This is a genomic window from Brachybacterium sp. AOP25-B2-12 (assembly GCF_052378625.1).
Classification (GTDB): Bacteria; Actinomycetota; Actinomycetes; order Actinomycetales; family Dermabacteraceae; genus Brachybacterium.
This window is the reverse complement of record NZ_JBQSXW010000002.1, coordinates 21,227-43,975: the sequence shown is the minus strand read 5'-3', so window position 1 is coordinate 43,975 and position 22,749 is coordinate 21,227. Positions and strand designations below refer to the sequence as shown.

The 22,749-nt window shown below is 74.1% G+C and carries 17 protein-coding genes; 13 read left to right on the top strand and 4 right to left on the bottom strand.

The features are described from left to right. The first annotated feature begins 23 nt into the window (after positions 1 to 23). A complete protein-coding gene (locus ACT3TZ_RS01890; protein ID WP_444581697.1) occupies positions 24 to 3,428 on the top strand; it encodes a DNA polymerase III subunit gamma and tau in 3,405 nt (1,134 codons plus the stop codon). A gap of 8 nt (positions 3,429 to 3,436) precedes the next feature. Here ACT3TZ_RS01890 and ACT3TZ_RS01885 read toward each other — a convergent pair whose 3' ends face one another. Together ACT3TZ_RS01885 and ACT3TZ_RS01880 are read right to left on the bottom strand one after the other, a co-directional pair. Continuing rightward, positions 3,437 to 3,916 carry a transcriptional regulator gene (locus ACT3TZ_RS01885; RefSeq protein ID WP_444581696.1) on the bottom strand — a complete coding sequence of 160 codons (480 nt, stop codon included), beginning with the start codon at positions 3,914 to 3,916 and terminating at the stop codon, positions 3,437 to 3,439. 124 nt (positions 3,917 to 4,040) lie between these two features. Next, positions 4,041 to 5,387, bottom strand: coding sequence for a glycoside hydrolase family 125 protein (locus ACT3TZ_RS01880; protein WP_444581695.1), 1,347 nt, complete (start codon positions 5,385 to 5,387; stop codon positions 4,041 to 4,043). Between the two features lie 112 nt (positions 5,388 to 5,499). Here ACT3TZ_RS01880 and recR point away from each other — a divergent pair, with 112 nt between their 5' ends. Beyond that, complete coding sequence (recR, locus tag ACT3TZ_RS01875; protein ID WP_444581694.1) at positions 5,500 to 6,093, top strand: recombination mediator RecR; 594 nt, start codon at positions 5,500 to 5,502, stop codon at positions 6,091 to 6,093. 7 nt (positions 6,094 to 6,100) lie between these two features. Beyond that, positions 6,101 to 7,744 (top strand): hypothetical protein, encoded by a 1,644-nt coding sequence (locus ACT3TZ_RS01870; protein ID WP_444581693.1) that lies wholly within the window; start codon positions 6,101 to 6,103, stop codon positions 7,742 to 7,744. 83 nt (positions 7,745 to 7,827) lie between these two features. Here ACT3TZ_RS01870 and ACT3TZ_RS01865 read toward each other — a convergent pair whose 3' ends face one another. Beyond that, the gene (locus ACT3TZ_RS01865) at positions 7,828 to 8,886 is read right to left on the bottom strand and encodes an ABC transporter permease (RefSeq protein WP_444581692.1); all 1,059 of its coding nucleotides are present in this window, start codon (positions 8,884 to 8,886) and stop codon (positions 7,828 to 7,830) included. Continuing rightward, entirely contained in the window at positions 8,886 to 9,935 is a 1,050-nt protein-coding gene (locus ACT3TZ_RS01860; protein WP_444581691.1) for an ABC transporter ATP-binding protein, read from the bottom strand. Before ACT3TZ_RS01860 ends, ACT3TZ_RS01865 begins: the two co-directional genes overlap by 1 nt. A gap of 427 nt (positions 9,936 to 10,362) precedes the next feature. Between ACT3TZ_RS01860 and ACT3TZ_RS01855 the strand changes: the two genes are divergently transcribed. The 10 genes from ACT3TZ_RS01855 to ACT3TZ_RS01810 all read left to right on the top strand — a co-directional run bounded on the left by ACT3TZ_RS01855 (position 10,363) and on the right by ACT3TZ_RS01810 (position 22,749). Next, a complete protein-coding gene (locus ACT3TZ_RS01855; RefSeq protein ID WP_444581884.1) occupies positions 10,363 to 12,444 on the top strand; it encodes an NAD(+) synthase in 2,082 nt (693 codons plus the stop codon). A 146-nt stretch (positions 12,445 to 12,590) separates the two neighbouring features. Beyond that, positions 12,591 to 13,526 (top strand): metal ABC transporter solute-binding protein, Zn/Mn family, encoded by a 936-nt coding sequence (locus ACT3TZ_RS01850; RefSeq protein ID WP_444581690.1) that lies wholly within the window; start codon positions 12,591 to 12,593, stop codon positions 13,524 to 13,526. Then, positions 13,523 to 14,353 (top strand): metal ABC transporter ATP-binding protein, encoded by an 831-nt coding sequence (locus tag ACT3TZ_RS01845; RefSeq protein ID WP_444581689.1) that lies wholly within the window; start codon positions 13,523 to 13,525, stop codon positions 14,351 to 14,353. Before ACT3TZ_RS01850 ends, ACT3TZ_RS01845 begins: the two co-directional genes overlap by 4 nt. Next, positions 14,350 to 15,204 carry a metal ABC transporter permease gene (locus ACT3TZ_RS01840; protein ID WP_444581688.1) on the top strand — a complete coding sequence of 285 codons (855 nt, stop codon included), beginning with the start codon at positions 14,350 to 14,352 and terminating at the stop codon, positions 15,202 to 15,204. The genes ACT3TZ_RS01845 and ACT3TZ_RS01840 overlap by 4 nt, the downstream gene beginning before the upstream one ends. A gap of 209 nt (positions 15,205 to 15,413) precedes the next feature. Further along, positions 15,414 to 16,034: a DedA family protein gene (locus tag ACT3TZ_RS01835; RefSeq protein ID WP_444581687.1), complete on the top strand. Its 621-nt coding sequence runs from the start codon at positions 15,414 to 15,416 to the stop codon at positions 16,032 to 16,034. Positions 16,035 to 16,195: 161 nt separating this feature from the next. Further along, complete coding sequence (locus tag ACT3TZ_RS01830) at positions 16,196 to 16,753, top strand: type 1 glutamine amidotransferase domain-containing protein (RefSeq protein ID WP_444581686.1); 558 nt, start codon at positions 16,196 to 16,198, stop codon at positions 16,751 to 16,753. A 200-nt stretch (positions 16,754 to 16,953) separates the two neighbouring features. Beyond that, on the top strand, positions 16,954 to 18,324 hold the full coding sequence (locus ACT3TZ_RS01825) for an aspartate kinase (protein ID WP_444581685.1): 1,371 nt from the start codon (positions 16,954 to 16,956) through the stop codon (positions 18,322 to 18,324). Positions 18,325 to 18,408: 84 nt separating this feature from the next. Then, the gene (locus ACT3TZ_RS01820) at positions 18,409 to 19,524 is read left to right on the top strand and encodes an aspartate-semialdehyde dehydrogenase (protein WP_444581684.1); all 1,116 of its coding nucleotides are present in this window, start codon (positions 18,409 to 18,411) and stop codon (positions 19,522 to 19,524) included. A gap of 100 nt (positions 19,525 to 19,624) precedes the next feature. Next, positions 19,625 to 20,398: a TetR/AcrR family transcriptional regulator gene (locus ACT3TZ_RS01815; RefSeq protein ID WP_444581683.1), complete on the top strand. Its 774-nt coding sequence runs from the start codon at positions 19,625 to 19,627 to the stop codon at positions 20,396 to 20,398. A 50-nt stretch (positions 20,399 to 20,448) separates the two neighbouring features. Continuing rightward, positions 20,449 to 22,749 carry a hypothetical protein gene (locus ACT3TZ_RS01810; RefSeq protein WP_444581682.1) on the top strand — a complete coding sequence of 767 codons (2,301 nt, stop codon included), beginning with the start codon at positions 20,449 to 20,451 and terminating at the stop codon, positions 22,747 to 22,749.

Here is a 22,749-nt window from a genome sequence, read left to right as displayed (position 1 = left end):
CAGCACTCCACTAGCCTGGTGCGGTGGCCACCGCTCTGTACCGTCGATACCGTCCCGAGACCTTCGCCGATGTGATCGGCCAGGACCACGTGACGGTCCCTCTCATGCGCGCCCTCCGCAACGGCAGGATCGGCCACGCCTACCTGTTCTCCGGCCCCCGGGGCTGCGGCAAGACGACGAGCGCGCGCATCCTGGCGCGCTGCCTGAACTGCGCGGAGGGCCCTACGGACACCCCGTGCGGGCACTGCGATTCATGCCGGGACCTGGCTCGAGGCGGCCCTGGCAGCCTCGACGTGGTGGAGATCGACGCCGCGAGCCACGGCGGTGTGGACGACGCCCGCGAGCTGCGTGAACGCGCCACCTTCGCCCCCGCCCGGGACCGCTACAAGGTGTTCATCATCGACGAGGCGCACATGGTCACCTCGGCCGGGTTCAACGCGCTGCTCAAGCTCGTCGAGGAGCCGCCCGAGCACGTGAAGTTCGTCTTCGCGACCACCGAGCCCGAGAAGGTCATCGGCACCATCCGCTCGCGCACGCACCACTACCCGTTCCGCCTCATCCCCCCGCAGGTCCTGGGGCCCTACCTCGAGCAGGTGTGCCGCGCCGAGGGCGTCGAGGTGGGCGAGGGCGTGCTCCCGCTCGTGATCCGCGCCGGTGCGGGCTCGGCCCGGGACACCCTCTCGGTGCTCGACCAGCTCATGGCCGGGGCCGGGGAGCACGGTCTGGACCACGCGACCGCCATCGCGCTGCTGGGCTTCACCGACACCGAGCTGCTGGATCGCACCATCACCGCGATCGGCGCTCGGGACCCCGCCGGGATGTACGGCGCCGTCGAGCAGGTCATCGCCTCGGGGCAGGAGCCGCGACGCTTCGTCGAGGATGTCCTGGAGCGCCTGCGCGACCTCATCGTGCTCGGTGCCGTGCCCGATCGCGGCGCGGACCTCCTGCCGGAGCTCCCGGCCGACGAGCTGGCCCGCATGCGCGAGGAGATCGAGGGCTTCGAGGTCGCGGACCTCTCCCGCTGCGGCGACCTGGTCCACGAGACCCTCTCCACGATGTCCGGGGCCACCTCCCCACGCCTGCACCTCGAGCTGCTCGCGGCACGCCTGGTGCTGCGCGACGAGCGCGCCGCCTTCGCGCCGGCCGCGAGCTCGGGTCCCGCCTCCGGTCAGGGGCGTGGAGCGCCCACCGGGCGAGGCAGCATCGGACAACAGGGCGAGGGTGCCTCGGGCGGCGCCTCCGTGACCGGCGGGCAGGGCGCGCCCGCGGCGAGCGGCCGCGACCGCGCCCGGCAGATCGCCGAGCAGCAGGCCGCATCCTCCCGCCGCACCCGCGAGGAGGAGCGCGGCGCCGAGCGGGGCGCGGGCCGCACGGCCCAGCCCGCGCGAGGGCGGGACGGCTCCGCCGCAGAGTCCTCGGACCGCACGGGGCAGGGTGCCCCCAGCTCGCAGGCCGTGCGCGAGCCCTCGCAGCGGTCGGCTCCGCAGGCCTCCTCGTCCTCGTCGCAGAACGCTCCTCGGGAGGCGCCGCGTGCCGCCACGGCACCGGCTGCCGCGGCACCTGCCCCTGGGGCAGCCGCGGCCGGCGCGCCCGTGTCCGACGACGACTGGGGCCCCGTGGCCCTCATCGGCCGCGAGCTCCCTGCCGATGAGCGCGCCGCGGGTACGGCGTCGCGGGCCGGGCAGGACGCGCGGGTCCCGGCACAGGGCGCCTCCGCCCCCGCGGGCGACGCCGCCGCGCCGGCGCCCGTGGACGACGACCGCGCCGCGCCGATGCACGGCGGCGTCCGACCGGGGCATGCCGGCGAGGCCCCGGCACAGACGCGCACGGAGACACCGCCCGCCGCCGCGGCGTCCGCATCGGGCGGCGGGCTCGACGCCGACGAGGTCCGCGGCCGCTGGCCCGCGATCCTCGACGAGCTCCAGCAGATCCGACGACCCTCATGGGCGCTCGTCGCGCAGAACGCGCACGTCCACGCGACCGACGGCTCCACGCTGGTGCTGGGCTTCGCGACCGACGGCCTGCTCTCCGCGTTCCGGCGCGGCACCAGCGCGGAGAACCTCGCCGACGCCATCCGGCGCGTCCTCGGCCGCGAGGTCACGGTCGAGGCGGTCGTGGGGGAGGACCCGGGCCCCGGTGGCAGCGGTCACGGCGGCACCGGTGACGGCGGGAACGGCGACGGCGGACATGGTGGTGGCCGCCCCGGCGGCGGGACCACCGGACCCGAGGGGGGACGGCGGGACGGCGGCGGACCCGCGCAGGGCTCTCCGACCAGGGATCGTGCGTCCTCCGGCCGCGGTCGCGAGGATGCCGCCGGACAGCGAGGCTCCGGATCGGGTGCGACGTCGGCGGGCAGCGGGCCCGCGCCCGGGATCGCGGCCCTCGTCGCGGACGACCGCGCCGCGCGGTCCGCGGCCGGTGCGTCGGATCGCCCGGTCCCTGGGCCCCCCGCCGTCGACGAGGACCTGCCGCCCGAGCCCGACGACCCCTACCCGCCGGACCCCTATGACGAGGGCGGTGCAGGCGACCCCTACGAGCGCCGCGATGACGCAGAGCATCGCGGCGGTGCGGAGCATCGCGACAGCGTCGAACCTCGCGACAGCACCGAGGATCGCGACAGCACCGAGCGCCGGGGTGGCTCGGAGCCCAGCGGCGGCGGCCCCGACGCTCGAACGCAGGGAAGTGGTCCCTCGCGCGTCGACGCAGGTCCGACGCACCACGCGGAGGTCCGATCGGAGTCCGCCCCGAGCGTCTCGCCGCCCGAGGCCCCCGGTGCCTCCGGGGACCGCACCCCGCTGGTCATCCCCGACGACTCCCGGGACGACCTACCCGACGACCAGCCTCGGACCCACGGCCACGAGGCCCTGCGGCGCGCGATCGCCGAGGGCCGACCGGTGCGGACCGAGCCGCGCTCCCGGACCTCCGGTGTCGCGGCCCCGGACGGCGGGAGCGAGGCGACCGGGGCCGCGCCTGCGGCGGAGGGACCGACCCCACAGGACACGGCCCCCGGTGCTCCGGCCGACGACTGGCCGCCGCTGGCGGCCGACGGTCGCGGACCTCGGGACCCCTCGGCATCCGGGTCCCGGAACGATCGTCCCGCACCCGTTGAGCGCGGTGGGGCACGCGGTCCGGAGCAGCGCTCCGACGCACCCGCCGGCGACGCCTCCCCGCGTTCTCGATCTGCGCACGGCGGAGCGGCGCTCGTGCGCGAGGCGGCTCTGGCCTCACGGCACGCCCCCCAGCGACACGGCGCCTCCTGGCAGGGCGCGTCCGGGCGCGGCGACACGCCCCCGACGGCCCCGGAGGATCCCACGGGCGGCGCCTCGCGTGACGACGAGGACGCCACACTCACGTCCCGCCGACCTCAGGAGCTGGTCACCGAGCTGCTCGGCGGCACCGTCCTCGAGGTCATCGACGACTCCCGCTGACCGCGGCCTCAGCCGTCGGCGGGATCCGCGAGCTGGGCCACGAGGTCCGTGCGCAGGGCCGCCGGATCGAGGTCCGGGGTCGGCTCGGTCACGTAGATCTCCCAGTAGGGATCGGCGATCGTCTCGCCCAGCTCCTCGGTGCTCCCGACGAAGCCCTCCCAGGCGGAGCCGAGATCGTCGTACCCACCGAGGTGGCTGGTCCGGACGGCACGTCCACCGGGCAGCTCGGAGGCGATCGCCGTGAGCCCGCCCGGCAGGGGGATGTCGCCCTCGGGGACCCGGTCCACCGGGAACCCGACCTCGACGAACACGGTCTCGCCCGGCACGCCCCGGTACAGCGCCACGGCGGGGCCCGTGATGTGCAGGCCCGCGCCCAGGAGCGCCTGCGGGACGTGCGAGAACGTGCCGTCCATGAGCGTGGCCATGTCGTCCATGCGCTGATGCTCGCTGCGCACCACCAGGGTGGGCTGGACCTCGAGGTCCAGCACCTCCGGGGCGGTCAGCGGAACGCTCGGGACGGGGAAGCCGGGCGTGGGCCGGGGGGCATCGGATGCGGGCGTGTCGTCCTCCTCGAAAGCGGCGCGCCGGTGCGCGGCCTCGGGGCCGATCCTGTCAGAGGTCCCGGACGCCCGCCAGGTCCAGGGCCAGCTCGCAGAACATCGCGTTGGACCACGAGAACCACTCGCGGGTGAAGCGCGTCGGATCATCGACGTCCACACCCTCGTGCATCATCCCGGTGCCCCCGTCGGTGGCCATCAGCGTCTCCAGCAGCGAGCGCTTCTCCGCGGCATCGGTGCTGGTCAGACCCTGCACCGAGAGGGCGATGGGCCAGACGTGCCGCGGCGGGGTGTGCGGGGAGCCGACCCCGGCCAGGTGCGTGCCGCGGTAGTGGTAGGGGTTGGCGTCCGAGAGCACCGCGGCGCGCGTCGCGCGGTACAGCGGGTCGTCGGCTCCGACGCATCCCAGGTGCGGCAGCGACAGGAGGCTCGGCACGTTCGCGTCGTCCAGGAAGATCGCGGCGCCGGCGCCGTCGACCTCGTAGGCCCAGACCTCGGTGCCGTCCTCCAGACGCATCGTGCCGTGCTCGCGCAGACCCTCGCGGATCGAGGCCGCGAGTGCGCGCGCCGTCCCTGCGTCGGTGCTCAGGTCCTCTCCGGTGACGGGGCCCGAGGTCGCATCGAGGAGGTCCCCGAGCCGGTCGAGCGCGAGCGCCAGGTAGTGGTTGCCGGGCACGTTGTACCCCAGCTCGCACGCGTCGTCGCTGGGGCGGAAGCCCGACCACACGAGCCCGCTGGGCCGCACCTCGCGCCCGCGGCCGTCGCGCACCAGGGTGTCCGAGGGCGGGCAGTCGCTGCGCCGGAAGAAGTACGGGGAGCGCGCCTCGTGGTCCTGCTCCGTCGCGACGGTCTCCAGGATCCGACGGGCGGCGGCCACGAAGTGCGCATCCGCCCAGGCGGTCGTGCCGGTGCGCCGCCACAGGCGCCAGGCCAGGTCCGGTCCGTAGGAGAGCGAGTCCAGCTCGAACTTGCGCTCCCAGGCCCACGGGGTCGGCGCGTCGGTGTCGTCGTCGTCCCAGGCGCTGCCGTCGTCGGTGCGGTTGAAGGCGTTGGCGTACGGGTCCCGCTCGATGTACCTCCAGTGGCGCCGCAGCAGGCCCACCAGGAGCGCGATGAGCTCGACGCGCTCGGCGTCGGTGCCCACCCCCGCCTCGACGAGCCGCAGAAGGGGCTGCAGCTGGGCGGCGGAGTCCCGCAGCCACATCGCCGGGATGTCCCCGGTGATGACGAACGTCGTCGTCGTGCCGTCCGGATCCTGCTCGACGCTCACCGTCGTCTCGGCGGTGTTGCGGAGGTAGCGGATCACGCGCTCGGCGATCTCGGGGGTCGAGGCGTGCTCACCCAGGCCGGTGATCAGGCGGGCATGCACGGCATCGAGCAGCGAGGGGGGAAGGGTCACCATGGGAAACATCGTGGCACGTCGGCGCCAGATCCGGGGCTCGCTCGGGTGCGGACGACGGCGGCCGGGCACGTCGATGGCCGGTCCGTCGGTGCGGTCGCCTAGAGTGCTGGACGTGTACGAAGGCATCGTCCAGGACCTCATCGACGAGCTCGGCAAGCTGCCGGGCATCGGACCCAAGTCGGCCCAGCGCATCGCGTTCCATCTGCTGGACGCCGATGACGCATCCGTGCGCCGGCTCGCGGAGGTGCTCGTGCGGGTCAAGGAGACGGTGCGCTTCTGCGAGATCTGCGGGAACGTCTCGGCGTCCGAGCGCTGCCGGATCTGCTCGGACCCCCGCCGCACCGACGAGGTGATCTGCGTGGTCGAGGAGTCCAAGGACATCGTCGCCATCGAGCGGATCCGCGAGTTCAAGGGGCGCTACCACGTGCTCGGCGGGGCGATCGACCCCATCGGCGGCGTGGGTCCGTCCGACCTCCGCATCACCCAGCTGATGTCGCGCCTGGGCACGGGGGAGACCCGCGAGGTGATCCTCGCGCTGGACCCCAACATCGAGGGCGAGGCCACCTCCGCGTACCTCTCCCGGCTGCTGCAGCCCCTCGAGCTGGTCGTCTCGCGCCTGGCCTCCGGCCTCCCCGTCGGGGGCGACCTCGACTATGCCGACGAGATGACGCTCGGGCGGGCCTTCGTGGGACGCCGGACGGTGTGAGCGCTCCGTGACCGCCTGGCAGCCGCAGCCCATCGCCCCCGCGCCGGGGTACGGGGCCCAGCCCCGACCCGCCCGCCCGCCGTTGCGGGACCTGCCGGCCCCCGCGCGGGTCGCGGACGAGCAGCCGCTGCCCCACGAGATCCTCCTGGAGTCACGCCGTGAACTGGCCGTGCGGATCCTGCGCGGCTCCTGGCGCAGCGCGATCGTCCTGGTGGTCCTGTGGGAGCTGCTGGTCCTGACCTACGTGTGGGGCACGGGGCCCACGTTCCTGGCGCTGTCCCCGCTGCTCCTCCTGCAGCCGGACATCACGCTGTCGATGATGGTGCGGGCTCTGGGCTTCACGCCCGGCGGCCTGGGCCTGGCGATGGTGCTGGTGCCGATCGTGGGCACGGCCCTGAGCCTCGTGATGGTCCCGCTGGCGGCGCTGTGGGCCGGTCGGGTGGACCCGCGCCGGCTGCTGCGCGAGCGGGACGTGCCCCGCGAGGTCGCCTCCCGCGTCGCCCGCTGCCTGCTGGTCCCGCCGGCCGCGGTCATGGTGCTCCTGGTGCTGGCCGTCGTCTGTCAGGCACCGCTGGCCTGGCAGGACCTCAGCTACGGGGCGCTCGCGGCCCTCGCCGCCGGAGCGGGCTTCCTCTGGTGCGCCCTGCTGATCCTCCGGCGCGTGGTCGACGGGCGGGCGCTGACGGCCCCCCAGCCCTTCGCCGGCGAGCCGCAGCTCCCGCCGGTCCGCGAGCAGCGATCCGCGCAGGACCGGCGGCATCTGCCCCCGCACGACGAGGACCCGACCGCCGCCACCTTCGGGCGGGCGGTCCGCGCCACGTCCGCCGGGATCCTCCGGTGGACGGGTGCCGCGGTGCTCGGCTCGATGTGGCTGGTCTTCGGCTTCGCCGACGCCGCCGTGGTCTTCTCCCGCTCCGGCGGCGGTGACGACCTCGCCGCCGTGGCGCGCACGGGCCTGGCGTGGCCCGTGTACCTCGTGGGCGGGGTGCTCCTGGTGGCGCTGACGGGTCTGCTGGCCGTCGCGCCCTCCGTCGCCGTCCGCCTGGCCCGACCCCTGCGGTCCCAGGTGGTGGATCTGCGCACGGTCGACTCCTGGAGCGAGCGGGCCCGGCTGAACCCGTGGGAGGCCCGCGTCTGCACCACCGTCGCGATCCTCGACACCGCCGGCGCCGTCCTGGTGGTCCTGGCGCTGGCCACGGTCCTCGGGGCGTTCGACGAGCTCGGCGTGCTGGGCTGGACCTGGATCGTGCTGGACCTGGTGCTGCTGGCGCCGCTGCTGTACGGCGGGGTGCTCTGGGCCATGCGCACCCGCCTGCGGGACGTGCTCTACGGCCCCGCGGACCTCTACATGCGGCGCCGCACCCGCTGGGCGCTCGTGGCGCCCGAGCTGGGCACCCGCGCCCAGCTCGCTGCCGATCCCGTGGTCGCCGCGCGCCTCCGCCACCTCCAGGAGGAGGCGGAGGGCCCCGCGACAGGGCCGGGCCTGCCCGCGCGGCCCGCCGAGGGGCCCCTCGTCCCGGTGGCCGCCGCCCCGCCCGGGGAGCTGCCGGACTTCGGGGCGGGTCGCGACGAGGAGGCACCGCGGGACCGGCCCACGCGCGGCCGCACCATCCCGCGGGACGTCACCGACCTCGAGATCGAGCGGCGCTGAGCCGATCGGTCGCCGCGCCGCCGCCGGAGGGTCCCGCGACCGCCGGCCCGCCCGGGGACATGCCCCGACGGGCCGACCGGGTCTCACGCGATCCGGGTGCCCGCTCCCACCCGTCGCATCGGCGTGCGCAGGCGGAAGGTCGCGATCGCGACCGCTCCTGCCGCGCCGATCAGGTAGACCGCCATGCCCCACGGCCATACCGGGCGCGAGGACGGGCTGCCCAGGTCGGTCGGATACCCGGGATTCTCCGGACCGCAGGAGTTGTAGAGCGCGGGGTGCATCGGCTGGGCCAGGTAGCGCATGCCCGAGCCGACCACGGTGAGCACGTTGACGTCGGTGCCGTCGGAGCGCATGAGGTCCACCGGCGGTGCGGTGTCCGCGATGATCACGAAGGGGTTGACGTACAGCAGGGCCAGGGTGAGGTCCGTGCGCATCACCTCGCGCTCCTCGGTCTCGGCGATGCACGGCTGGACCGAGGTGTCGGTGACGTAGTCCGGGGAGTACGTCGTGATCTCGGCGCGCGTGCTGAGCACGGGGAGGGAGCACGCGTAGACGATCGGCAGGATGATCGTCACGAAGAACACGATGAGGTACGAGAGCACCACGGAGCCCAGCGTGCGCTGCGTGAGCGAGGAGACCCCCACCCCCATCGCCGTGAGGAACAGCGTGAGGACGGCGATCGCGAGGATCACGCGGATCAGGGTCAGGATCCCGACACCGGAGGCGAGCGCCGAGGGGATGACCGAGGGCAGGGCCACCGCGAGGAACGCGAGTCCCGTGACCCAGCCCGCGAGGACCTTGCCCAGCACGATCTCGAGCGGCGACAGCAGCGTGGCCTGCAGCGTCGCGAGCGTGCCCGACGTGCGATCACCGTTGATGGCGCCGGCCGAGAGCGCCGGGATGATGAGCAGCATCGCCAGGATCAGCAGGAGCACGGTGCCGCTGAAGACCACGGTCCCGGCCAGCTGCAGGGCCTGCCCGAACCCGTCGCTGCCGGCGAGGATCGCTCCGAACAGGAGGATGCTCATGCCCAGCAGCACGAGGAACCAGACGCCGAGGGCGACGAACCAGCGCACGGAGCGGACGCGCTGGCGCAGCTCGAGGGACGTGACCAGGAGGACGGCACGGGGCTTGAGGGACATCACAGGGCTCCTCTGCGCTGGGCCGCCTCGGAGGTGAGGTAGGCGGATTCGAGACGGCCGGCGGCCGGGGAGAAGGCGACGATCCGGGCTCCGGCCCCGACGAGGTCCGCGAGCAGGCGCTCGGCCTGGTCCTCGCCGCCGACCTCGACGACGGCCTGAGCGCGACCGCTCGTGGACTGCGAGGCCTCGACGATGGGCACGCCGCGCACGCCCAGGGTCTCCAGGGCGCTGCGCAGCGCGGCGGCGTCGGAGGACTCCGCGCGCCACGGCTGCGCGCGGCGCGCGAGCTCCTGGACGCTGGTCTGGCCCACGAGGGCACCGGAGTCCATCAGCACGACGTTGTCGGCCATCTCCTCGAGCTCGGACAGGATGTGGCTGGAGACGAGCACCGTCGCCCCGGCGGCCGCGGACTCGCGGACGATCCGCTGCAGCTTGCGGCGCGAGGCGGGATCCAGGCCCGATGCGGGCTCGTCGAGGATCAGCACCTGCGGGCTGTGCATGAGGGAGCGGGCCAGGCCCAGGCGCTGCTTCTGCCCGCGCGAGAGGACCTGCGCCTTGCGGCTCGCGAGCGGCTCGAGGTCCAGGAGGTCCAGCAGCTCGGGCACCCGGGTGCGGATCGCGGCGGCGGGCATCTCGTAGGCGGCGCCGACCACCTCGAGCACCTCGTGGACGCGCAGGGAGTCCCAGGTCCCGAACTGATCGGGCATCCAGCCCACGAGGCGCTTGACGGAGCGGGCGTCGACGGAGGGGTCGATGCCGCAGATCCGCACCGTGCCGGTGTCCGGCGCCAGCAGCGAGGCGAGCATGAGCATGAGCGTCGACTTGCCGCAGCCGTTGGGGCCCACGAGGGCCGTGACCTGTCCGCGCGGCGCCGTCAGGCTCATGCCGGAGACCGCCTGGACCGCCCCGAAGGCGCGGCTGACGCGATCGACGACGATGCCCGGCGCAGCGGGGTCGCCGACCGGGACGACCGGTGCCGGCGGGGCCGGGGGAACCGGGGGGCCCGCATGCTGCTGCGGTCGCTCCGGCTCCTGCTGGTGCTGCGTCATGTGCGGTCCTTCCCCCTCGCGGGATCCCTCCCGAGCCCCGGCGGGAGCTGCCCGCCCCGGGCTGAGCGCCCGGCCGCACTGATCGTGACACAGGTCGCATGCCCGGTCACGCGACCTCCGGGAGATTCCTGGGGAGGAGTCGTGCAGCTCCGAAGGTCCTCTCGGACGGATCCGGCCCGCGACCGAGCGCCCCGGGGACGACGGCCGCGAGCGGGAGTCGGCTTCTCGGCCCGGCCGGGTGCTGTGTCCACGTCGGGCTCTCCTGTCGTCTCCTGGCAACCCGGGTCCGTCGCGGTGGACCCACCGTCGAGTCTGCCCCGAGGGGAGGGTCAAGGCGCGGTCCGCCGATGGTCCGCGGGGAGCGCGCCCGCGCACGTACGCTGATCCCGTGACCTCGACCGATCAGAGCGCCCCCGACCCTCGCCCGGTGCCGTCCCGGGCCGACGACGTCCACGACCACGGCTTCGTGCGCGTGGCCGCCGTCACCGTGCCGGTGGCCCTCGCGGACCCGGCCGCCAACGCCGACCGGCACATCGCGGCCCTGCGCGATCTCGACGCCCAGGGCGTGTCCGTGGCCGTGTTCCCCGAGCTCTCGCTCAGCGGGTACAGCCTCGACGACCTGGTGCTGCAGGAGCCTCTGCTGGACGCGGTCGAGCAGGCGCTGCTGGACCTCGCCGAGGCCACCGCGGAGCTCGCGCCGCTCGTGGTCGTGGGGGCGCCGCTCCGCACCGGCAGCCGCCTCATGAACTGCGCCGTCGTGCTGCACCGCGGCCGCTTCCTGGGGGCCGTGCCCAAGGCCAACCTCCCCACCTACCGGGAGTTCTACGAGCGCCGCTGGTACGCACCGGGCGACGACGTGACGCCGCGGGAGGTGCGGATCGGCCGCGAGCGCACCGTCACCCTGGACGCCCACCGCCTGTTCGCCGCGACCGACCTCCCGGGCCTCGTCGTCTCGGTCGAGGTGTGCGAGGACATGTGGGTGCCCGTGCCGCCGTCGGCGGAGGCCGCGCTCGCCGGGGCCACCGTGCAGCTGAACCTCTCCGGCTCGCCCATCACCATCGGCCGCGCCGAGGACCGCAAGCTCCTGGCCCGCAGCGCCTCGGCCCGCAACCTCTCGGCGTACGTCTACGCCGCCGCGGGCGACGGCGAGTCCACGACCGACCTCGCCTGGGACGGGCAGACCTTCGCCTACGAGTGCGGGGACCTGCTGGGGGAGTCGCCGCGCTTCACGCCCGAGGCCACCGCGACGATCGTGGACGTGGACCTCGACCGGATCGCCGCCGAGCGCCGCCGTCAGGGCACCTTCGACGACAACCGCCGCACCCATGCCGCGCGGGTCGCGGCCTTCGAGGCCGCGCGCGTCGAGTTCACCGTGCGCCGGGACGACGCCCCGCTGCCCACCGGCGCCCTGCGTCGCCGTGTCTCCCGCTTCCCCTTCGTGCCCGACGACGCCGCACGCCTGGCCCAGGACTGCTACGAGGCCTACAGCATCCAGGTCGCGGGCCTGGTCCAGCGCCTGCGCGCGATCGGCGGCGGCAAGCCCGGCGGCACCAAGCCCGTCATCGGCGTCTCCGGCGGCCTCGACTCGACCCATGCGCTCATCGTGTGCGCCCGGGCCATGGACCTGCTGGGCCGCGACCGCTCGGAGATCCTCGCGTTCACGATGCCCGGCTTCGCGACCACCGAGCGCACCCGCGGCAATGCCGAGCGTCTCGCGGAGGCCCTCGGGGTGAGCTTCGAGACCATCGACATCCGTCCTGCCTGCCTGCAGCTGCTGCAGGACATGGACCACCCCGCCGGGCGCGGCGAGCCCGTGTACGACGTGACCTTCGAGAACGTCCAGGCCGGGATGCGCTACGACTACCTGTTCCGCCTGGCCAACCAGCGCGGGGGGATCGTGGTGGGCACGGGGGACCTCTCCGAGCTCGCCCTGGGCTGGTGCACCTACGGGGTGGGCGATCAGATGTCCCACTACACGGTGAACTCGGGCGTGCCCAAGACGCTCATGCAGCACCTGATCCGCTGGGTGGTGGCCGAGGGGCTGTTCGACGAGCACACCGGCGAGGTGCTGAAGGACGTGCTGGGCACCGAGATCACCCCGGAGCTGATCCCGCACGTCGAGGGCCAGGCGGCGCAGTCCACCGAGGACTCCATCGGCCCCTACGCCTTGCACGACTTCGCGCTCTACCACGTGCTGCGCCGCGGCTACGGCCCGGGCAAGATCGCCTACCTCGCGCGCCACGCCTGGGGGGACGCCGAGGTGGGGGAGTGGCCTCCCGGCTACCCCGTCGAGGACCATCGCGCCTACACGCCCGCAGAGATCCGGCACTGGCTCGAGGTGTTCGTGCGGCGGTTCTTCTCGAGCCAGTTCAAGCGCTCCGCCGTGCCCAACGGCCCCAAGGTGCTCGCCGGCGGCTCCCTGTCGCCACGGGGCGACTGGCGGATGCCCTCGGACGTCGCGGCACGGGCCTGGCTCGCGGAGCTCGCACGGGACGTGCCCGCCTCCTGAGCCGCCCCGGCCCCGGACCGGTGTGGCGCACGAGACGCGATCGGCCCCCCGAGGCGGTCACGAGAACGTGTCGAGAACCAATATCATTAGGGCATTGCACCGACGGGCTTCGCCGTGCATCCGTCCCGCATCGAGAGCTGATCCCCATGAACAGAAGAGCCTTCCTCCTCACCTCCGCCGCAACGGCCGTCGCCACGACCCTGGCCGCCTGCTCCTCCGGCGGCGGCACCTCCTCGGACGCTGGCGGCGCGAGCGATGCGGGCGGTGGCTCCGGCAAGACCGCGCTGGTGGCCTCGACGAACGTCTGGGGCAGCATCGCGACCTCCGTCGGCGGTGACCACGTCGAGGTCACCTCCCTCATCTCCAGCCCGGATGCCGACCCCCACGAGTACGAGGCGTCCACCCGCAACCAGCTGGCCCTGTCCAAGGCCGCGGTCGTGGTCGAGAACGGCGGCGGCTACGACGACTTCATGGAGCGCATGCTCTCCTCCGCGAAGAACACCTCGGCCACCGTGATCAACGCCGTCGACGTCTCCGGCTTCACCGCCGCGGCCGGCGCCGAGCTCAACGAGCACGTCTGGTACGACTTCCCCACGGTCAAGAAGGTCGCCGAGCAGATCGCCGCCGCCCTCGGGAAGGCCGACGCCGCCCACGCCCAGGACTTCACCGCCAACGCGACGGCGCTGAACGCGAAGATCGACGAGCTGATCGCCCAGGAGGCGACGCTCAAGGGCGCCGACGCCGGCAAGGGCGTCGCGATCACCGAGCCCGTGCCGCTGTACATGCTCGAGGCCATCGGCCTGGTCAACAAGACGCCCGAGGCGTTCAGCGAGGCGATCGAGGAGGGCAACGACGTGCCCGCCGACGTCCTGGCCGAGACCACCGCGCTGTTCAGCGACAAGGCCGTCGCCCTGCTGGCCTACAACGAGCAGACCACCGGCCCGCAGACCGAGGCCGTCCTCAAGGCCGCCAAGGACAACGGCATCCCGGTCGTCGGCGTCACCGAGACCCTGCCCGAGGGCGAGGACTATGTGGGCTGGATGACCGCGAACCTCACCGCGATCGGCGACGCCCTCTCGTGACCGCCGCCCCCGAGACGGTGCTCTCGCTGCACGACGCCACGCTGCGCTTCGGGGACCGCACCCTGTGGGACGGCCTGGACCTCGACGTCCATCGCGGCGAGGTGATCGCCGTGCTGGGCTCGAACGGCTCGGGGAAGTCCTCGCTGCTCAAGACGATCCTGGGCCAGCTGCCGCTCAGCGGCGGCACCGAGACGCTGCTGGGCAGGCCCGTGCGCCGCGGCGACCGCCGGATCGGCTACGTCCCGCAGCAGACCATGGCCGACGAGGGTCTGCCCCTGCGGGGCCGGGACCTCGTGGGCCTGGGGGTGGACGGCCACCGCTGGGGCGTCCCGCTGCCGTCGCGTCGCCGTCGTGAGCGGATCGACGAGCTGCTCGCCTCCGTCGGCGCGCAGCGCTACGCCGACTCCCCGGTCTCGACCCTGTCCGGCGGCGAGCAGCAGCGCCTGCGGATGGCGCAGGCCCTCGCCGCGGACCCGGCGCTGCTGCTGTGCGACGAGCCGCTGCTGTCCCTGGACCTCCCGCACCAGGCGATGCTCGTGGACCTGGTGGACGACGCCCGCCGCCGTCTGGACCTGGGCGTGCTGTTCGTGACCCACGACGTCAACCCCGTGCTGGGGATCGTGGACCGGGTGCTGTACATCGCCAACGCGCGGTTCCTCATCGGCACCGTCGACGAGGTGATGCGCTCGGACGTCCTCACGGAGCTCTACGGCGCCCCGGTCGACGTGTTCCGCCACCGCGGTCGCGTGATCGTCGTCGGCGTCCCCGAGCACGTGCCCCACCACGCCGAGGCCCCGGCGGATCCCGCGACGGGAGCTGTCCGATGACCGGCATCGACCTCGGCGACCTGCTGTCGAGGATCTTCGACTTCTCCGACTACGGCGAGCTGCTGCCGCTGCTGCGCAACTCGATCATCGCGTGCTTCGCGCTGGGGCTCGTGGGCGGACTGATCGGCGTGTTCGTGACGATGCGGGACATGGCCTTCGCCGTCCACGGCATCAGCGAGCTGTCCTTCGCGGGCGCCTCGGCCGGCCTGCTGCTGGGGATCGGGGTGGTGCCCGGCTCCGTGGCGGGCTCGCTCCTGGCGGCGCTGGCGATCGGCGTGCTCGGCGCGCGCGCCCGGGACCGTAACTCGATCACCGCGGTCCTCATGCCCTTCGGCCTGGGCATCGGGATCCTGTGCCTGGCGCTCTACCAGGGGCGTGCGGCCAACAAGTTCGGCCTGCTGACCGGGCAGATCGTCGCGATCGACACCCCGCAGATCACCTCCCTGCTGGTGATCTCGGCGCTCGTGATCGTGGCGCTGCTGCTCATCTGGCGACCCCTCCTGTTCGCCTCGACGGACGCCGAGGTCGCGGCGGCCCGTGGGGTCCCCACCCGTGCGCTCTCCATCGGCTTCATGCTCCTGCTGGGCCTGGCCGTGGCCGTCTCGGTGCAGATCGTCGGGGCCCTGCTGGTGCTCTCGCTGCTCGTCACCCCGGCGGCCGCAGCGCGCCGGATCACGGCCTCCCCGGTCCGGATGTGCGTCCTGAGCATCGCGTTCGCACTCGTCTCCGCCGTGGGCGGCGTGCTGCTCGCGGCCGGGAGCTCGGTGCCGATCAGCCCGTACATCACGACGATCTCCTTCCTCATCTACCTCGTGTGCCGCATCGTCTCCCGGGCGCGCGGCACCCGCTGACGGAGGGCCGGCGACCGCTGCCCTCCCGGCCGGGGCACCCCTGCAGCACCGGGCCGGCGCCCCGTGCCGCACCGGCCCGGGCGGTCCGCCGGATCGTCGAGGTCCGGGGGAGTTCCGGGTGACGTCTCTGCCACGTCCGCTCGCACCGGCACCGCGCGCCGGTCGATGATGTCCCGCGACGACACCCGCCCCCCGAGACGCGAGGACCCATGGACCTGCTGCACCTCCTGATGGACCCCACCCAGCTCCTGGACCGCTTCGGCGACGCGTTCTGGTGGGTGGCCCACGTGATCGTGCTCATCGAGTGCGGGCTGTTCTTCCCGATCCTGCCGGGGGACTCGCTGCCGTTCGCCATCGGGATGTTCACGCACTCCGGGCAGCTGCACACGGCCCTGTGGGTGTCGCTGGTGACCCTCACCGCCGCCGCCATCGCGGGCAACGTGCTCGGCTACGAGATCGGCCGGGCCGCGGGGCATCGGCTGTACGAGCGCGATGGACGCTTCCTGCGACGGGCCACCTTCGAGAAGGCGATCGCCTTCTTCGAGAAGTACGGGCGGCGCGCGCTCGTGCTGGGACGCTTCGTGCCGGTGGTGCGCACCTTCGTCACCGTGGTCGCGGGCGTGGGCCGGATGCCCCGGCGCACCTTCTACGCGTGGTCGGCGGCGGGCGCGGCCCTGTGGGTCGTGCTCATCACCATGCTCGGCTACTTCCTGGGCGGGGTGCCGCTGATCCGCGATCACATCGAGGCGGCCGTGCTGCTGCTCGTGGCCGTGTCCGTGCTCCCGATGCTCATCGAGGCCCTGCGCCGCAAGGTCCGCGCCCGGGCCTGACCTCCCGCTCACCGGCGGCACCGACCTGGCGGTCAGGGCCCCTGCCGGTAGGCCCGGGCCGTGGTTACGGTGGAGGGACGGCGCACCGGTGCCGACCGGTGCGACATCCATCCGGCACCGAGCGCCCGTACGGTCGCGGTGCCCCGTCGAGAGGATCCGCCATGACCGGAGCCCCTGCAGATCTCACCGGACGCACCATCGCCTTCCTCGCGACCCGCGGGGTCGAGGAGGTCGAGCTGACCGGTCCGTGGAAGGCCGTCACCGAGGCCGGCGCGACGGCTGTGCTGCTGTCGTCGGAGGACGGTCCCGTCACCGCGCTGCACGGCGACTGGGACCGTGGTGCGGACTTCCCGGTCGACGGCCCGATCGCCGGGGCCGATGCGTCGTCCTTCGACGCGCTGGTCCTGCCCGGCGGCACCCTGAACGCCGACGCCCTCCGGATCGACGCCGATGCGGTGCGCCTGGTCCAGCACGTCGCCCAGGCCGGGACGCCGATCGCCGCGATCTGCCACGCGCCGTGGCTGCTCATCGAGGCGGGCCTCGTGGACGGGCGCCGGCTCACGAGCTACTCCTCGCTGCGCACCGACCTCGAGAACGCCGGCGCGCAGTGGGTCGACGAGCAGGTGGTCACCGATGGCGGCATCACCACCAGCCGCACCCCCGAGGACATCGAGGCCTTCAGCGCCGAGGTCGTGGCACGGGTGGCCGCGGCCTCCTGAGCCCGACCGGCTCCGCGCCACCCGGGGCCCGGCGCCCCGGGCGTCATGGCGCAGGTCACGCCCGTCCCGGTCCTCGGGCGCCGGGGCGGGTCCGGCGTGCGCGCCACGTACGATGTCGGCGGCGCGTCGGACCCGGCGCCCACCCGAGTCGAAGTGTGCCGGCCCTCCGCGTGACGTGGCCCGCGGAAGGAGGAGGGGCGATGGCCCTGGTCGTCCAGAAGTACGGCGGTTCCTCCGTCGCCGACGCCGAGAGCATCCTCCGCGTCTCCCGCCGGATCGCGCTGTACGCCGCCGCCGGACACCAGGTGGTCGTGGTGGTCTCCGCGATGGGCGACACCACCGACGAGCTCATCGACCTCGCCCAGCAGGTCTCCGACGACCCGCCGCCGCGCGAGCTGGACATGCTCCTGACGGCGGGGGAGCGCATCTCCATGGCGGTCCTGTCGATGGCGCTGAACGGCCACGGGATCTCCGCCCGCGCCTACACCGGCTCCCAGGCGGGCGTCCTCACCGACACCACGCACGGCAAGGCGATGATCGTCGACGTCACGCCCGGTCGCGTGCGCGAGGCGATCGACGCCGGTCACGTCGCGATCGTCGCGGGGTTCCAGGGCGTCTCCCGCACCACCAAGGAGATCACGACCCTCGGCCGCGGCGGCTCGGACACGACCGCCGTCGCGCTCGCCGCGGCGCTCGGCGCCGACGTCTGCGAGATCTACACCGACGTCGACGGTGTCTTCACCGCCGACCCCCGGATCGTCCCGGCCGCGCAGCGGGTGCCCCTCGTCTCCTGCGAGGAGATGCTCGAGCTCGCCGCCCACGGCGCCAAGATCCTCATGGTGCGCAGCGTCGAGTACGGGCGCCGCCACGGCGTGCCCCTGCACGTGCGCAGCTCCTTCAGCGGCCGGATCGGCACCATCGTGACCGATGATCCGGACCGCGTGATCCCGGTCGATCCCGACCTCACCATCCGCATCGCCGACATCGCCCGTCGGGGCGGACCCTTCCAGACCGAGGAGAACAGCGTGCCGTCGACCGTCGACGAGAAGGGCCTGGAGGCCCCCATCATCTCCGGGGTCGCCCATGACCGCTCGGAGGGCAAGATCACCATCGTCGAGGTGCCGGACGTGCCCGGCAAGGCGGCGCGCCTGTTCGACGTCGTCGCCAGCTCCGGCGCGAACATCGACATGATCGTCCAGAACACCTCGACCACGGACGACACGGTCGCGATCTCCCTGACGCTGCCCGAGTCCGACGCCCCGGCGGCGCTGGAAGCGCTCGAGGCGGTCCGCGGGGAGATCGGCTTCGCCGAGGCCCGGTACACCGACCGGATCGGCAAGGTCTCCCTCGTGGGTGCCGGGATGCGGCAGTCCCCGGGGGTGTCCGCGCAGCTGTTCCGTGCGCTCGGCGACGCCGGCATCAACATCTCCATGATCTCGACCTCGGAGATCCGGATCTCCGTGGTCACCGACATCGAGCGCCTGGACGACGCGGTGCGCGCGATCCACACGGCCTTCGGCCTGGACTCCGGGACCGATGAGGCCGTGGTCTACGGTGGCACCGGGCGCTGAGCGCCGGCGCGCCCTCACCCCGCCGCTCGGAGCCGTGCGCGGCCCCGCTCCCCAGTTGCTCCGTCCCGTCTCCCGGAGGCAGAAATGACCAGCACCGACACCGCCCTCGAGCAGCTCGAGCAGGACGCCGCCCCCGGGTACACGCCCGACGGGCCCGTGATCGGGATCGTCGGCGCCACCGGGCAGGTGGGACGCGTGATGCTCACACTGCTGGCCCAGCGTGCCGTCCCGCACTCGCGGATCCGCGCCTTCGCCTCGGCGCGATCGGCGGGCTCGACCGTCACCCACGCCGGGCACGACGTGCTCGTCGAGGACGCGGAGACCGCGGACCTCACCGCCGAGGGCAACGCCGTGGACATCGCGATCTTCTCGGCGGGCGGCGGGACCTCCCGTCGCCTGGCCCCGCGTTTCGCCGAAGCCGGCGCCGTCGTCATCGACAACTCCTCCGCCTGGCGGCGGGACCCCGAGGTGCCGCTGGTCGTCTCCGAGGTGAACCCCGGCGCGATCGCGGACCGTCCCAAGGGCATCATCGCCAACCCCAACTGCACGACGATGGCGGCGATGCCCGCGCTCAAGGCCCTCCACGACGCCGCGGGCCTGACCCGCCTCACGGTCGCGACCTACCAGGCCGTCTCGGGCTCCGGGGTCGCGGGCGTCGCCGAGCTCGCCGGGCAGATCCGGGCGGGTGCTGAGCACGTCGAGGAGCTCGCCATCGACGGCTCCGCCGTGACGCTGCCCGCCCCCGAGGTGTACGTCGCGCCGATCGCCTTCGACGTGATCCCCTTCGCGGGCAACGCCGTCGACGACGGCACGGGGGAGACCGACGAGGAGCAGAAGCTGCGCAACGAGTCGCGCCGCATCCTCGACCTGCCCGACCTCCTGGTCGCCGGCACCTGCGTGCGCGTGCCCGTCATGACCGGGCACTCGCTGTCCATCCACGCCGAGTTCTCCCGGCCCATCGACGCCGCCGAGGCCACGGAGCTGCTCCGCGCGGCAGCCGGCGTCGAGCTCCTGGACGTGCCCACCCCGCTGCACGCCGCGGGGCGCGACGGCACCTTCGTGGGCCGGATCCGGCAGGACCTCTCGGCGCCCGAGGGCCGCGGCCTCGTGCTGTTCGCGGTGGCCGACAACCTGCGCAAGGGCGCGGCGCTGAACGCCGTGCAGATCGCGGAGCTGGTCGCGGCCGAGCCGCGTCGGTGACGATCGGGTCCGAGGACGTCGTCGACGTTCGACGTCGTCGCGACCGGTGAGCTCTCCTGAGCATCTCGTCGCGCCGCCCGCTGGATAGAATGACCCCGCCATGAGCCCGACCCCCCACCTCCCCGCCGCCGTGCCCGGCCCCGTGCCCGCCGAAGCCGTCCTGAGCGACCGCGCCGGTGACGTGCTGGGGATCGCCGAGGCCTCCGCCGTCCACCCCCAGGCCCCCAGCCCGATGGCCCACGCCATCTCGACCCTCGACGCCATCTCGGCCACCGACGCCGCACCGGTCGTGGAGACCCAGGGCCGTGCCCGGCGTCGCGAGATCCTCGCCGTCGCCCGCCGGCTCTTCGCCGAACGCGGCTACCGCGGCACGAGCCTGCGCGACATCTCGTCCCGGGTGGGCATCTCCCACCCCGGGATGCTCCACCACTTCAAGTCCAAGGAAGCCCTCCTGGACGCCGTCCTCGACGAGCTCGAGGCCCACGCCCAGTACGTCATCGATCACGTCGACACGTACGAGGCGTCCGCCGAGGACCTCGAGGGGCTCGTGCAGCGCGACTACTCCGTGGGCGCCGAACGGCTCGTGCTGTTCGCCGTCCTGTCCGCCGAGGCCATCAACCCCGAGGCGCCCGGCCGTCTGCGCGTGATCCGCCTGCGGCGCGTGTACGAGCGGATCGCCGAGCACGTGCTGCGGGCCTATGACGAGAAGGGCCTCGTGGCCGAGGGGCTCGACATCCCCTGGGCCGCGCGCACGGCCATCTCGATGTCCATCTCCCTGGCCTCCCGCGAAGCCACCATCGGTGCTCTCCAGCCCTCGTCGCGCGGGCTCGCCGCCTCGGACTTCCTCACGCTCATCTCCATCTTCCGCGCCTGACGTCCCGCCGGGGTCGCGCACGGCCCACCCACCGCCCAGGAGGTCCCACCATGACCGAGTCCCACGGATTCCTGCCCTTCGGCACCCCGGGAGGGAGCCCTGCGCCCGTCGACGCCCCCGAGGGGCTCGAGGTGGCGCGCACGGCCGACGGCGGCGTGCTCCTGGCCCGTCCCCGTGCCGACGCCCCCGCACTGCACCTCGCGGTCGAGGCCGACGGCGTCCGCTGGGCCGTGGACCTCATGGCACTGGTCGAGGCGCGGCGCGACGCCGGGCAGGCGCCCGCACCCCACCACGGCACGGTCCTGTCCTACCTGCGGGGGGACGACGTCTCCTCGGCCCCCACGACCTTCTACGACGGCGTGCTGCGGGTGCGTGCGGGCGACGAGGTCGCCGTCGCGTCCGACGGCACCGTGACCCGCACCCGCCCGGCCCCGCCCGTGCCCTCGACCGGCACCCCGCTCGCGCGGGCCGTCGACGCGGCCGTGGCCCGCACCGCCGCGCTGCGACCGGCCGTCGTCGTGACGGGCGAGGACCTCGCCTCCGCCGCGCTGCTGGCGAGCGTCGACGGCGCGGAGACGGCCGTCACCGTCCACGCCGGGGACACCCAGGCCCGCGATGCGGCGACGGAGGAGGTCCCGCCCGGGCGCGCGGATGCCGCCGCCCAGGCCGCGGGGGTGCCGCTGCAGGTGGTGCGCCTGACCACGGACCGGTTCAAGAAGGACCTCGCGGACCTCGTGCGTGCCCAGGCGGAGCCCTTCGCGGGCCTCGGCGTCTACGCCCACTACTGCGCGATGCGGGACGCCGCCCACGGGGTCGCCGCCGCCCCCGCCGTGGTCCTGGACGCGACCGGCCCGCGCGGCGCCGGGATCATCGGCGCCTCGAACCTCGCCGGAGCCGACGCCCGCGGCGACGGCCCGCTCGCGGCGCTGCGGCATGCCGCGCGCCGCCGCACCACGCGCACGCTCCTGGCCGACGCCGTGCTCGACGACGCGTTCCTGGCCCGCACCACCACCACCGGGCACCTCCCCGTCGACCCCGCCGTCGCCCCCGACGGCGGCGCGGTCCTCGCCGCGCGACGCAACGCCGAGCGGTTCGGCCTGACGCTCGCCCTGCCGTTGCTGGACCCCGAGGTCGGTGCCGTGCTGGCCCTGTCGGCCGCCCGCGCCGAGCATCCCGGTCACCACGGCCCGGCGAGCCCCCTCGCGGCCCTGGCCGCCCCGCGCGCGGCGCTCACCGAGCCGACCCGGCTCGCCGCCATCGACCAGCACGCCTGGCTGTCGCGCCTCAAGGGCACCCTGCACCAGGTGTTCCGCTCCGAGCCCTTCGCGCGCCGTCCCTGGGTGGACCAGCGAGCCGTGCTCGAGGCCTTCGAGGCCCACGTCGCCGGGCGCACCACCGGAGGCGACGAGCTGTTCTGGCGCCTGCTGAACCTCGAGCTGTGGATGCGCGGCTGCGTCGAGGGCACTGCCGCCGACGCCGCGGCGGCAGCTGCGGCCGATGCGGACGTGATCGGCGACGACGACCACGGGCGGCTCGACGAGCCCGACCCCAAGGAGCCACTCGCGGCCAACGCCGGCAAGCACCTGGACATCAGCGTCCAGGACGCCGGCGGCACCGTCACCGCGCGCCGCTACCCGGTGCGGACGGGCAAGTTCTCCGCCGAGTCCGACATGGACCGCGAGATCCGCACGGCCGTCTCCGGGTTCTTCGCGGCGCTGGACGCGGCGCTGGCCGCCGACGACGGCGCACCGGAGCATCGCGAGGCGACGGTCGGCCGCCCCTGGAACCTCACCGTCTCGGAGAAGATCATCGCGATCATGCAGGGACGGTCCTACTTCGTCTGGGACATCACCCCGCGCTGGGCCGCCAAGCAGCTCTCCCAGCGGGTGGCCCGCACCCCCGCCGGGATCGGCCTCGGGGATCCCGTGACGATGGAGCTCGCGATCCGCGAGGCCGGGCTTCCGCGCGTCGTCGTGGCCGCCGCCGCCGGGGCGATCGGCAAGGTCCTGGGCCGCAGGGGACTGTTCTACGAGGTGGTCGGCGGCAACGTGCGCGCGATCGACGGCCCCACCGAGTACTCGGTGTACCCCGCGAACGTCTCCGCCAAGCTCCCTCCGGCCGACCCCGACCGCGTCGCCGCGCACCTGAACGACGTGATCCGCGCCGCGGTGCCCGCCGCCTGGCGCGACACCTTCACGGGCACCGTGGTGATGGACGCCAACGACATCGGCCGCAACACCCTGGGCAAGGCGGCGCCCCGCGACGGCGGGCACTACGAGCTGCAGTTCGCCGACAACCCGCTGGGCCAGGGGCGGGAGCAGACCCCGATGGCCGTGGTCTTCGAGCGCTGA